This is a genomic window from Zavarzinia aquatilis (assembly GCF_003173035.1).
Lineage (GTDB): Bacteria > Pseudomonadota > Alphaproteobacteria > Zavarziniales > Zavarziniaceae > Zavarzinia > Zavarzinia aquatilis.
Genome location: NZ_QGLE01000012.1, coordinates 17,408 through 29,762, shown reverse-complemented (window position 1 = coordinate 29,762; position 12,355 = coordinate 17,408). Strand labels below are relative to the sequence as shown.

The 12,355-nt window shown below is 67.9% G+C and carries 12 protein-coding genes; 5 read left to right on the top strand and 7 right to left on the bottom strand.

Going from position 1 to position 12,355, the window contains the following annotated elements; all coding sequences use genetic code 11:
* Positions 1-4 precede the first annotated feature (4 nt).
* Entirely contained in the window at positions 5-1,207 is a 1,203-nt protein-coding gene (locus tag DKG74_RS17440; RefSeq protein WP_109907465.1) for an acetyl-CoA C-acyltransferase, read from the top strand.
* 4 nt (positions 1,208-1,211) lie between these two features.
* Here DKG74_RS17440 and DKG74_RS17435 read toward each other — a convergent pair whose 3' ends face one another.
* Positions 1,212-2,189, bottom strand: coding sequence for a hypothetical protein (locus tag DKG74_RS17435; protein ID WP_109907464.1), 978 nt, complete (start codon positions 2,187-2,189; stop codon positions 1,212-1,214).
* 124 nt (positions 2,190-2,313) lie between these two features.
* Between DKG74_RS17435 and phnX the strand changes: the two genes are divergently transcribed.
* A complete protein-coding gene (gene phnX / locus DKG74_RS17430) occupies positions 2,314-3,138 on the top strand; it encodes a phosphonoacetaldehyde hydrolase (protein WP_109907463.1) in 825 nt (274 codons plus the stop codon).
* A gap of 4 nt (positions 3,139-3,142) precedes the next feature.
* Here phnX and DKG74_RS17425 read toward each other — a convergent pair whose 3' ends face one another.
* The gene (locus tag DKG74_RS17425; protein ID WP_109907462.1) at positions 3,143-3,811 is read right to left on the bottom strand and encodes a TetR/AcrR family transcriptional regulator; all 669 of its coding nucleotides are present in this window, start codon (positions 3,809-3,811) and stop codon (positions 3,143-3,145) included.
* Positions 3,812-3,882: 71 nt separating this feature from the next.
* Between DKG74_RS17425 and DKG74_RS17420 the strand changes: the two genes are divergently transcribed.
* Together DKG74_RS17420 and DKG74_RS17415 are read left to right on the top strand one after the other, a co-directional pair.
* Positions 3,883-4,965 carry an efflux RND transporter periplasmic adaptor subunit gene (locus DKG74_RS17420; protein WP_109907461.1) on the top strand — a complete coding sequence of 361 codons (1,083 nt, stop codon included), beginning with the start codon at positions 3,883-3,885 and terminating at the stop codon, positions 4,963-4,965.
* A 15-nt stretch (positions 4,966-4,980) separates the two neighbouring features.
* Entirely contained in the window at positions 4,981-8,061 is a 3,081-nt protein-coding gene (locus DKG74_RS17415) for an efflux RND transporter permease subunit (protein WP_109907460.1), read from the top strand.
* A gap of 34 nt (positions 8,062-8,095) precedes the next feature.
* Here DKG74_RS17415 and DKG74_RS17410 read toward each other — a convergent pair whose 3' ends face one another.
* The 5 genes from DKG74_RS17410 to DKG74_RS17390 all read right to left on the bottom strand — a co-directional run bounded on the left by DKG74_RS17410 (position 8,096) and on the right by DKG74_RS17390 (position 11,467).
* Positions 8,096-8,965 (bottom strand): pirin family protein, encoded by an 870-nt coding sequence (locus tag DKG74_RS17410; protein ID WP_109907459.1) that lies wholly within the window; start codon positions 8,963-8,965, stop codon positions 8,096-8,098.
* A 20-nt stretch (positions 8,966-8,985) separates the two neighbouring features.
* Positions 8,986-9,657: a nitroreductase gene (locus DKG74_RS17405; protein WP_109907458.1), complete on the bottom strand. Its 672-nt coding sequence runs from the start codon at positions 9,655-9,657 to the stop codon at positions 8,986-8,988.
* Positions 9,658-9,723: 66 nt separating this feature from the next.
* Positions 9,724-10,461 (bottom strand): SDR family oxidoreductase, encoded by a 738-nt coding sequence (locus tag DKG74_RS17400; protein WP_109907457.1) that lies wholly within the window; start codon positions 10,459-10,461, stop codon positions 9,724-9,726.
* A 1-nt stretch (position 10,462) separates the two neighbouring features.
* Positions 10,463-10,945 (bottom strand): hypothetical protein, encoded by a 483-nt coding sequence (locus DKG74_RS17395; RefSeq protein ID WP_109907456.1) that lies wholly within the window; start codon positions 10,943-10,945, stop codon positions 10,463-10,465.
* 18 nt (positions 10,946-10,963) lie between these two features.
* Complete coding sequence (locus DKG74_RS17390) at positions 10,964-11,467, bottom strand: DUF6306 domain-containing protein (RefSeq protein WP_109907455.1); 504 nt, start codon at positions 11,465-11,467, stop codon at positions 10,964-10,966.
* 259 nt (positions 11,468-11,726) lie between these two features.
* On the opposite strand from DKG74_RS17390, the gene DKG74_RS17385 reads away from it, so the two are divergent.
* The gene (locus tag DKG74_RS17385) at positions 11,727-12,350 is read left to right on the top strand and encodes an SCO family protein (RefSeq protein ID WP_109907454.1); all 624 of its coding nucleotides are present in this window, start codon (positions 11,727-11,729) and stop codon (positions 12,348-12,350) included.
* Positions 12,351-12,355: the final 5 nt, after the last annotated feature.

The window sequence follows — 12,355 nt, the reverse complement described above, 5'->3', positions numbered from 1 at the left end:
AAATATGCGCGAGGCCGTCATCGTCTCGACCGCCCGCACCCCGATCGGCAAGGCCTTTCGCGGTGCCTTCAACGATACCGAAGCTCCGGCCCTCTCGGGCCACGCGGTCGCCGAGGCGGTGCGCCGGGCGGGCGTCGATCCCGCGCGGATCGAGGATTGCATCATCGGCTGCGCCGGCCAGCAGGGCACCCAGGGCTATAACATCGGCCGGCTGACCGCCGCCGCCGCCGGCCTGCCCGAGACGGTGGCCGGCATGTCCGTCGACCGCATGTGCGCCTCCGGCATGATGGCGATCGCGACCGCGGCCAAGCAGATCATCGACGACGGCATGGAGATGGCGGTCGGCGGCGGCGTCGAATCCATCAGCCTCGTGCAGAACCAGCACAAGAACGGCTTCCGCGCCCGCTCCGAGGCGGTGATCGCGCAGAGCCCCCATATGTACATGCCGATGATCGAGACCGCCGAGGTGGTCGCGAAGCGTTACGGCATCAGCCGCGAGGCGCAGGACGAATTCTCCTTCGTCAGCCAGCAGCGGGTGGAAGCCGCCCGCGCCGCCGGCCGCTTCGACGCCGAGATCGCGCCCCTGAAAACCCGCATGGCCGTGGTCGACAAGGAAACGAAGGAGACGAGCTTCAGGGACGTCACCCTCGCCTTCGACGAAGGCCCGCGCGCCGACACGACGCTCGAGGGTCTCGCCGCATTGAAACCCGTCCATAAGGGCGGCACGCTGGTCGAGACCGGCGCCTGCATCACCGCCGGCAATGCCTCGCAGCTCTCGGACGGGGCCTCCGCCTCGGTCCTCGTTGAGGCGAAGCTGGCCGAGACCCTGGGCCTGAAACCCCTCGGCGCCTATCGCGGCATGGCCGTCGCCGGCTGCGCGCCCGAGGAAATGGGCATCGGCCCCGTCTTCGCCGTGCCCAAGCTGCTGCAACGCCATGGCCTGAAGGTCGACGACATCGGCCTGTGGGAATTGAACGAAGCCTTCGCCGTCCAGGCTATCTATTGCCGCGACCGGTTGGGCATCCCGCAGGAGCGGCTGAATGTCGACGGCGGCGCCATCGCCGTCGGCCACCCCTATGGCATGTCCGGCGCCCGTCTCGTCGGCCACGCCCTGATCGAGGGCAAGCGCCGGGGCGTCAAATATGTCGTCGTCACCATGTGCGTGGGCGGCGGCATGGGCGCCGCCGGCCTGTTCGAGGTCTATTGATCCCTCAGCTGGTCGCCGGGCGCGGCGGCCAGCTTCCATCCTTTACCCTGGCGAGGAAGTCGCGGATCACCTTGGTGACCGGCAGGTGATAAATGCCCTTGTCCGGGCTGGTGGTGTGGGTGACGAAGGGCAGGACGAGATCGGGCATGATGCCCGGCACCGAATTCAGGGCGCCCAGCGCATCCGCCATGCCGATGACGTCATAGGTCCAGATCTTGCCCGGCATCTCGACGATGGCGCTGAGGGTGACGATATTCGCCTGATGCTCCAGCTTGTGGAGGGCTTCCGGGTGATGGACCTGCAGGCTGTTCAGGGCTTCCGAGATCACCAGATTGCCCTTGGAATGGCCGACCAGCAGCGTGAAGGACAGCCGCGCATCGGCCAGCAGGGCGGCGAGCGCGGCGACATCGGGGTTCCAGTGGGCCAGGAAATCCGTGTGCGAGCTTCCGTCCGCCGTGTCGGGCGGCACCACCGGCATCTTGATGCCCCAGAGATCGAGCAGATAGCGCAGCCGGTTGGCCGCGCCGAACAGGAAATAGCCGCCAAGACCCTCCGTCACCACGTCGGACGCGCCATAGCCGGCGACCACGGCGGCGACGGGCGCGCCCACCGCATCGGCGACATCGCGGGCCAGCGCGGCCGAGCCGAGGGCGGAGCTGCCGACGCCTGAAACCGTGACCGCCCGGACATCCGCGCCGCCCGCGGCGACGAAGGCGTCAACGTCGGGAAAATGCCGGACCGGCGCGGTGCCGCTGGGCGGGACCAGCAGGATCATGCCCTCCTTGGCGAGACGTGGGGCCAGTGTCTCCACCTCCGCCGCCGTCAGGTTCTCGACGTTGTAATACTTGGTGTCGAAATAGGCGTTGCGCTTGCGCAGCGGCTCCAGCAGCCCGTCCAGCAGGGGAAAGCCGGTCGAATCCGCCTGTGTGGCCCGGCGGCGGCGGCGGGCCACGAGATTCAGCGTCCTGAGGTCGTTGCTCATGCCCAGGCTCCCGTTCAGGCTGCCTTGAGGCTAATGCAAGGCCGGCCCGCTGCATAGGCCGCTTGCTGCGCCGCAACGTCCCCGGTTATGAGAGTGGCGGCTTCCCGACCGAGGACTTCGACCCATGTCCAGCACCGCTTTCAGCCACCTCAAGGCCGTCGTCTTCGACTGGGCGGGGACCATCGTCGATTTCGGCTCACGCGCGCCGATGGGCGCCTTCGTCGAAGCCTATGCCCGTCTGGGCGTCGCCATTACCATCGCCGAGGCGCGGGGCCCGATGGGCCTGCCCAAGCGCGCCCATATCGCCGCCCTGATGGCCGATCCTGCCATTGCCGCGCGCTGGCAGGCCTCCCATGGCCATCTGCCGGGCGAGGCCGACATCGACAAGGTCTACGAGGTTTTCGTGCCGCTGAACGAGGCGGTGGTGACCGATTACGCCGACCTCATCCCGGGGGCGCTGGCGACGGTCGAGGCCTGCCGGGTCCGGGGGCTGAAGGTGGGGTCGACCACGGGCTATGTCCGCTCGATCATGGAGCGGCTGGTGCCGGTCGCCGCCGCCGCCGGCTATCGGCCCGACAATCTGGTCTGTGCCGGCGATCTGGCCGACGGGCGGCCCGGCCCCCTGATGATGTATCGGACCTTCGCCGATCTCGGCGTCTGCCCGCCCTCGGCGGTGGTCAAGGTCGACGATACCGAACCGGGCATCCTCGAAGGCAAGGCGGCCGGCACCTGGACCGTTGGCCTGTCGGTCTCGGGCAATATGGTCGGCCTGTCGCTGGCCGAATGGCTGGCCCTGCCGGAAGCTGAACAGGCCGCGCGCAGGGCCGTCGCCGCGGCCAAGCACAAGGCGCTGGGCGCCGACTATGTCGTCGATTCGGTTGCCGACCTGATGCCCGTGCTCGAGGCGATCGAGGCGCGGCTGGCCAGGGGCGAGCGCCCGTCGGCCTGACCCTTCAGGCCGCGATCCCGTTCAGCAGGACGTCGAGCGACAGGGCCAGCAACTCGTCGAAAGGCGTCCATTTGAAATCGCCATGGGTGATCAGCAGGGTGACGAGGCCGTGGCCGGTCGCCCAGACCACCTCGGCGATGGCCGTCGGCTCTCCCGGCTTCAGATGGCCAAGCTCGATCAGCCGGCGGATTTCCCCTTCGAGAAGACCGAAGGCGCGCAGGCCGAAGCCCTCGTCCTCGGCCGGAGGAGGCGTATCTTGCCGGGGCCGGTGGCCCTGCGGCATCCGCTCCCGCTTCAGCGAGGCGAGCTTCGTCATGAAGACGAGGCGATAGACATCCGGGTTCGCCAGCCCGAAACGGACATAACCTTCCATCAGGCGGCGCAGGCGGGCAAAGGGCTCCGCCCGGTCGGGCACCTGACCGAGGGCGTCGGCGCTCGCTTCGATCAGGCCGCGGAAGAAGGCCTGGCATACCGCGAGGAGCAGCGCCTCCTTGTCGGCGAAGTGATGGTAGATCAGCGTCGGCGTCACCCCGGCGAGCCCGGCGATGCGCCGCATCGAGGTATTCTCGACCCCTTCCGCGATGAACAATTCGCGCGCCGCCGCCAGAATCTGGCTGCGCCGTTCCTCGGCACTCAGGCGTTTGCGGGAAGGTTGTTCGCTCGTTGGGGCCATCGTGGCTTGACCCTAACGGAAATCGCGCTAATTTAACACCGTAAACTTAACCCCGTTAACCGGAGCCGATCATGCGCCCCTTCCTGTCCCTCGCGGCGCTCCTCGCGTTCGCCGGCCTCGCCGCGCCGGCGCTGGCGGCGGATGCCGGGGTCAAGGAACAGCCGCCTCGCCCGGTCGCGGCGGCCAGCGCGGTGCTGGCGCTCGATGCCGGCGACATCAAGGCCTCGGGTCTCGTCGCCTACAAGCGCGAGGTGGTGCTGTCGTTCAAGGTCGGCGGCGTGGTGCAGGCCTTCTCGGTCGATGTCGGCGACGAGGTGAAGCAGGGCCAGTCGCTGGCCATTCTCGATACCGCGGAAATCGACGCCCAGTGGCGCGAAGTCACCGCCAATGTCGAGAAGGCGCGGCGCGACGTGCAGCGCCTGGCGCCGCTGGTCGGTCAGGGCTTCGCCGCCCAGGCCCGGCTGGACGACGCGCGCACCGCCCTTGCCATGGCCGAGGCCAATCGGGATTCCGTCGCCTTCAACCGCAGCCTGGCCGAGATCAAGGCGCCGGCCGATGGTGTCATCCTGGCGCGCGATATCGAAAGCGGCCAGATCGTGCCCGCGGGCCTGACCGTGCTCACCCTCGGCGACATCGGTTCGGGCCGGGTGGTGAAGGTCGGCATCGCCGACCGCGACGTGGTGAAGATCGCCCTCGGGGATGCGGCCGGCGTTCGCCTGCCGGGGGTCGAGGCGCCGACCACGGCCCATGTGTCGCGCATTGCGCCCAAGGGCGACATGCGCACCGGCGCCTTCATGGTCGAACTGTCACTGGACGACACCGGCCTGCGCCTGCCGTCCGGCCTCGTCGCCGATGTGGCGATCCGCCCGCGCTCGCAGGAGGAGAGCAGGGTCGTGATGATTCCGGCCTCCGCCATTCTCGAAGGTTTTGGGGCGGAGGGCAGCGTCTTCGTCATCGACCCCGCGACCTCGCGCGTCGAGCGCCGCCGCGTCGCCTTCGGGCCGCTCTCGGGCGAGAATGTGCAGATCCGCGATGGCCTTGCCCCGGGCGAGAAGGTGGTTTCGGCCGGCGCCGGCTATCTGCGCGACGGCGACGCCGTGCTCGTCACCGATCTGGTCGCCCTGCGCGACGGCACGGCCAAGCCGGCACAATAAGCGGGGGCGCGGATTATGGGGGGTATCGGCGGTTTTGCCGTTCGCCAGTGGCAATTCACCCTGGTTGTCTTTGCCATGCTGGCGGCCATGGGCGTTTCCGCCCTTTTGTCGATCCCGCGCGCCGAGGATCCCAATTTTCCGACCCCTATCGTTTCGGTGACGGCGGTCCTGCCGGGCGCCGATCCGCTGGACAATGAAAAGCTGGTGACCGACGCGATCGAGGACGCGGTATCCGGCCTCGACGATATCGACAAGATCGAATCGAAATCGCGCGACGGCGTCGCCAATGTCACCGTCCACTTCGAATGGGGCTCGGATACCGAGCGGAAATACGACCAGGTGGTGCGCGAAATCAACGCGATCCGCCCGACCCTGCCTGAAGGCCTCGTCCGTCTCGACATCAAGAAGATCGAGACCAGCATGACCAACTTCGTGCAGATCGCCCTTGTCTCCGACACGGCGCCGGCGCGCGAGCTGGAAGAGCGGGCGCGGGTGCTGAAGGACATGCTGGACCGGGTCGACGGCGTGCGCGAGACGGAAGTCTGGGGCGAGCCCCGGACCGAAGTGCGCGTCGCCCTCGACCTCGGCCGGCTGGCGGCGCTTGGCCTGCCCGCGTCGGCCGTCGCCGACGCCCTGAAGGCCGAAGGGGCGAGCGTGCCCATCGGCTCCATCCATGCGGGCGCCCGGCGCTTCAACGTGAAGGCGACCGGCGACTTCAAGACCTTGGACGATGTCGCCAACACGGTGATCACCGCGCATGACGGCACCATCGTCAAGGTTTCGGACGTCGCCGAGGTTTCGTGGTCGGCGGACGAGCCGAACCACATCACCCGCTACAACGGCCATCCGGCGGTCTTCGTCACCGCCAACCAGAAGGATGGCCAGAATATCTTCGCGATGCGCGACGCGGTCTATGCCCTGCTCGACCAGTTCGAGACCGAGCTGCCGCCCAACATCACGCTGGAGCGGGGCTTCGACCAGTCGGTCTCGGTCGATCACCGCCTGTCGAACCTCGCGCGGGATTTCGCCATCGCCCTCGGCCTCGTGCTGATCACCCTGCTGCCGCTGGGCTTCCGCGCCTCCATCGTCGTCATGCTGTCGATCCCGCTGTCGCTGGCGATTGGTGTCTCGATCCTGAAGATGACGGGCTTCTCGCTCAACCAGCTCTCCATCGCCGGCTTCGTGCTGGCGCTCGGCCTGCTGGTCGACGATTCCATCGTCGTCACCGAGAATATCGCCCGTCACCTGCGCGAAGGCATGGATCGGACCAAGGCGGCCATCGCCGGCACGTCGCAGATCGCGGTCGCCGTCCTCGGCTGCACGGCGACGCTGATGCTCGCCTTCGTGCCTCTGCTGTTCCTGCCCGAGGGCGCGGGCAAGTTCATCCGCTCGCTGCCGGTCTCGGTGCTCTATACCGTCGGCGCCTCGCTCTTCGTCTCGCTGACCATCATTCCTTTCCTCGCCAGCCGCATCCTGTCGCGCCACGAGGACCCGGAAGGCAATGCCCTGCTGCGCGGCATCATGAAGGGCATCCACACGGTCTACCGGCCGCTGCTCCATGTCGCGCTGGGCCGGCCGCTGGTAACCTGCATTCTCGCTGCCGGGCTGTTCGCCGGCTCGATCATGCTGGTGCCGCGCATCGGCTTCTCGCTGTTCCCGCCCGCGGACTCGCGCCAGTTCGTGATCGACGTCGACCTGCCCGACGGCTCGCCCCTGGCGGAAACCGATGCGGCGGTCCGCTATGCCGAACGCGAGGTGGCGGCGACGCCGGGCGTGCGCTGGGTCATGTCCAACGCCGGCCATGGCAACCCGCGCATCTTCTACAACATCATCCCGCGCGAGGACGATCCGACCCATGGCGCGCTCTTCGTCGAGCTGGATCATTGGGACAGCCGCACCAGCCCCGCGGTGATCGACGAGCTGCGCAGCCGCCTCGACCGTTATCCGGGGGCGCAGATGGTGGTGCGCATCTTCCAGAATGGCCCGCCGATCGAAGCGCCGGTCGCCATGCGCCTGACCGGCCCCAATCTCGAGACCTTGAAGACCCTCGCCGCCGAAACGACCCGGATCATCGAAAGCGTGCCGGGCACGCGCGACGTGATCAATCCCCTGCGCCTCGACCGCACCGATCTCAACCTCGGTATCGACACGGCGAAGGCCGGGGTGCTGGGCGTGCCGGCGGGCGCCGTCGACCGCACCGTGCGCCTCGCCCTTGCGGGCGAAGAGGTCGCCAGTTTCCGCGAGGCGGATGGCGATGATTATCCGGTCGTCGTGCGTGCGCCGCTGGCCACCCGGCACGAGATGGACGCGCTCGGCACGATCTACATCCCGACCGCGACCGGGGCGACGCCGCTCGCCAGCGTGACCAGTCCCCATTTCGAAGCCGGCCCCGCGCGGATCGACCGTTTCGACCGCGAACGCTCGGTCACCGTCACCGCCTTCACGCAGACCGGCTACAATACCGAGCGGGTGACCGGCGAGATCCAGCAGGCGCTGAAGGCGATGCAACTGCCGCCGGGCTATCGCCTCGCCCTCGGCGGCGAGGCGGAGGCGCGGCAGAAGAGTTTCGCCGGTCTGTCCGACGCCATTCTCGTCGCCGTCTTCGGCATTCTCGCCGTGCTGATCCTCGAATTCCGCAGCTTCGCCTCGACCGCCGTGGTCGCCGGGGTCATCCCGCTTGGCGTCATCGGCGGCATCCTCGGGCTCTATCTGACCGGCTATACCCTCAGCTTCACCGCGGTGGTCGGCTTCATCGCCCTCATCGGCATCGAGATCAAGAATTCGATCCTGCTGGTCGATTTCACCACCCAGCTGCGCCGTCAGGGCGTTGGCCTCAAGGAGGCGATCGAACAGGCGGGCGAGATTCGCTTCCTGCCCGTGCTGCTCACCTCGATGACCGCGGTCGGCGGTCTGATGCCGCTGGCGGTCGAGGGCTCGGGCCTCTATTCGCCGCTCGCCATCGTCATCATCGGCGGGCTGGTGACCTCGACCTTCCTGTCGCGCCTGGTGACGCCGGCCATGTATCTCCTGCTTGCGCCGAAGACGCTGCCAGACGATCAGATGCTGCCGGCGGCATCGCCTGCCGCGGGGGAATAGGGCACCCCATCCGGGACGGTGAATTTGGCGGGGATCAGTCGGGCAGGGGGATGAATTCGGTCTCGCCCGGCACCCTGGGGAAGCGGCCGGCCTGCCAGTCGGCCTTGGCCTTCTCGATCCGCGCTCGGTCGCTGGAGACGAAGTTCCAGAAGATGTGGCGCTCCCCGTCGAGCGGGGCGCCACCCAGCAGCATGACGGTGGCCGCGGTCTCGGCCCGGATGGTCACCGGCGCGCCGGGCGTGAACACGGCCATGGTGCCCTCGCCCAATTCGCCGTCCGGCGTCGTCACGCAGCCGCCGGCGACATAGATCGCCCGTTCCTCATACTCGTCCGGCAGGGCGAGTTCGGTGCCGGTGTCGAGCCTGGCCTCGACATAGAACAGGGGCGAGGGGATGTCGACCTGCGCCGTCGCGCCGTAAGCCGTGCCGGCGATCACGGTCAGCCGCGCGCCCGGCTGAAACACGACGGGCAGGCGGTCGGCGCCGACATGGGTGAAGAAGGGCTCGCTCTCCTCCATCGCCCTGGGCACGGCGACCCAGGCCTGAACCCCGTGCAGATGGGTGGTGCTTCCATCCGGGTGTTCGGGCATCCGTTCGGAATGGGTGATGCCGTGGCCGGCATTCATCCAGTTCAGCTCGCCCGGGCGGATCGGCTGGACATAGCCGAGACTGTCGCGGTGGATGATCTCGCCCGAGAACAGCCAGGTGACGGTGGCGAGGCCGATATGGGGATGCGGCCGCACGTCGGCGAGGCCGCGCGGCCCGGCATCGACCGGCCCCATGTGATCGAGGAAGACGAAGGGGCCGACATGGCGGCGCGCGGCGAAGGGCAGGATGCGCCGGACCATGAAGCCGGGGGCCAGTTCGCGCGAACGCGCCTCGATCAGAAGTTCGGTCGCGGCCATGTCGTCTCCCCCTTGCGCCGTCAGTCGCCGAGGAACGTGACGAAGTCCTCGAGCGGTGCGCGTTCGCTGCGGAAATTGTTCAGCGGATGTGCGGGATCGCGCCGGCCCAGCGCCATGCCGGCGAAGAGCATCAGATTGTCCGGCATTTTCAGATGTTCGCCCAGCGTCTTGTGCCAGATCGCCCAGGCTTCCTGCGCGCAGGTGTCGAGCCCGTGCTCCCGCGCCAGCAGCATGATGGACTGCATGAACATGCCAAGGTCCGCCCATTGGCCCTGCTGCATCTGGCGGTCGATGGCGAAGAACAGGGCGGCGGGCGCGCCGAAGAATTCGAAATTGCGCGCGAACTGCATCAGCCGGCCGAACTTGTTGTCCCGGGTGATGCCGATGGTGTCGTACAGCTGCTCGCCGACGCGGTAGCGCCGGGTGCGATAGGGCTCGGTCAGGTCGGGCGGATAGATGTGATATTCCGTGCCCTCGCCCTTCGGGTTCTCGGGCAATTTGGCGCGGATCAGCGCCTTGATCTCGTCAAGGGCGGCGCCGGTCGCGACATAGACCGTCCAGGGCTGGAGGTTGCCGCCGGATGGCGCCCGCTTCGCCCCCTCGAGGATCGCCTTGATGGTGTCCACCGGCACCGGATCGGGCAGGAATTCCCGCACCGACAGGCGACTGTCCAGAGCTTCCGAGACCTTCATTCAGTCCTCCCTTACGTTGACGTAAACGTAAAGGAGGCGCCCGCTCTCGTCTATCGCTTTAAACGGTCACACAAGATGCATCCCGCCGTCGATCGGCAGGGTGCAGCCGGTCAGGGCCGGGCTGTCGATGGCGAAGCTGAGCGCGCGGGCGAGGTCGGCGATGGTCGAGCCGGCGCCGAGCGGGGCGGAATGAAAGGCTTCGGCGAAACTCTCGTCCGATTGCTTGCCGCCGGGCAGGGTGAAGCCGGGGGCGATGGCAACGACCCTGATGCCCCGGGGCGCGAGGGCGACCGCCAGCAATTCGGTCAGGGCGGCGAGGCCGGCCTTGGCCACCGTATAGGACAGGAAAGCCGGGTCCGGCCGCCCCGACAGTTTGAAGTCGGTGATATTCACGATCAGGCCCGGCCGCTGGCGCGCGGCGAGGGCATCGGCGAAGGCTTTGGCCAGGAAGGCCGGCGCCGACAGGTTGACGGCGAGATGGGCATCCCAATTGGCCCTGTTAAGGCTCTCCACCCGGTCGTGGACGAAGCGGGCGGCGTTGTTGACCAGCAGGGACAGGCCGGGGGCCAGATCGACGGCGGCCGGGATCAGCCGCTCGACCGCGCCGGCATCGCCGAGGTCGGCCTGCAGGACATGGGCGGTGCCGCCGCCCGCCGCTATTTCGGCGGCGAGGCGCCCGGCAGCTTCGGCGCTGTCGTTGTGGTGCAGAACGATGGCATAGCCCCGCGCGGCGAGATGGCGGGCGAGGCCGGCGCCGATGCGGCGCCCGGCGCCGGTCACCAGGGCGGCCGGCTGCAGCGCCATGTCAGGGCAGGACCTTGCCGCCGATGACCGACCAGACCTTGTCCGGCGTGCCGTCCTCGCCGACGAGGCTGGTGTCGTAGGTGCTGCCGTCCTCGAGGGTGACGCGGAAACTGCGCGCCCCGGTCAGGGCGACCGCGGTCGGCGCCGGGCGGCCCCGGCTGCGGAAGATGGTCTGGTCGAGCGGGCGGGTCGCGTTCGACAGGCTGACCGTGACGTCGAAGGTGCGGTCGTCGGCCGAGCCGCAGTCAACCGCGCTCAGGGTCGCGACCACGGTGGCGTCGTCATTGCTCGCGCGGGCGATCTCGCCCTGCTCGCAGCGGATATAGAAGAAGACCGTCGCGCCGAGGCCGAGCACAATGAGGCCGAGGGACGGCACACCGAGCGCCAGGAAGACATAGCGGCTCCACGGCGCGGGCAGCAGGGCGCGGCAGACGAAGGCCGCGACCAGCGCGAAGCCGGCGAAGAACAGCAGGGTCATCAACATGGGGAAAACCAGCCGGGATCAGAGGCCGTTCATATAGGACTGGGCGCGTTCCCGGTTCCGCTCCACCTGCTCGATGCAGTCGGCGAAGGCGGCGGAGATTTCGGCATCCTGCAGGTGGGGCAGGGCCTCGCGCAGGGTCGCCAGCAGCCAGGACTGGCCGCGCAGGAAGAAGGCGATGCGGTCCGCCCGCTCGGGCAGTTCCATGGCGCGGTCGAAGAAGCCGTTGGTGGCATCCGACGGCTCGACGCCGCGGGCCTTCAGCAGGCGGGACAGGGTCTGGATCGCCTTGGAGGCATCGGCCTGAATGTCGAGATACATGCCCCGCTTGTTCTGGCACGAGGCGCGGCAGGCGAAGACGGCGGCCACCTTGGCCCCGGCGCGGATCGTTTCGATCAGCAGATTGATCAGCTCGTCGAGTTCCGAATCCGACAGCGGACCGTCGAATCGAGGGGCGCGGAGGTCACCGTGGTCGTCGGTGTTTTGGTCCGAGGATACGGCGCGTTTGCGGTCGACAGCGTTCACTTGGCTCGACGTCCTGTAGTATTTTTCGATCAGTAGGGGCCCGGGTGAGGGCGGCGATCGGGCAGATCGGGATACGCGCAACCACCTGCCCCAAATGTCCATTGCACTAAAGCACGAAGTTTTCGCGGATCGAAGACCGGAAGCCATGCCGATGCCGAAGACCGCATATGCACGCATCCCGGTAATGACGGGCTGGACGCCCCGACCTGCGGCGCCAAGCCCCTTGACCTGAGAGTGTGTCGGCGTTCATGTGAGCGCCATGCGCAAAACGACCCCCCTGATCATCGCCGCCGCCCTGATCGGCATCGCCGCCCTGACCTGGTTCGAACTGGGCCGTATCGACCAGCGGCTCGAAGCTGGCGCCACCGCGGAAAGCGGATTGCCACCAGACCACGAACTGGCCAGTTCGGTCGGCGGTCCCTTCTCGCTGCTCGACGAGAACGGCCAGCCGGTGACGGAAAAGAGCTGGCCGGGCAAATATCTGCTGGTCTTCTTCGGCTTCACCTATTGCCCCGACGTCTGCCCGACTACCCTCGCGGAAATGACCGAGGCGCTGAAGGCCATGGGGCCGGTCGCCGACCGCATCCAGCCGCTGTTCATCACCGTCGATCCCGAACGCGACAATGCCCAGGCGATGAAGGACTACACCTCGTCCTTCGATCCGCGCATCACCGGCCTGACCGGTGACCGGGCGCAGATCGACGCCGTCCTCAAGACCTATCGTGTCGTCGCTCTGCGCCGGGGCGAAGGCGAGGATTACACGATGGATCATTCGACCCTGCTCTATCTGATGGGGCCGGACGGCAAGCTGAAGCAGATCTACAGCCACGACATGGAACCGAAGGCCCTCGCCGACGGTATCGTGAAGCTGATCGGCGGCTGATCCAT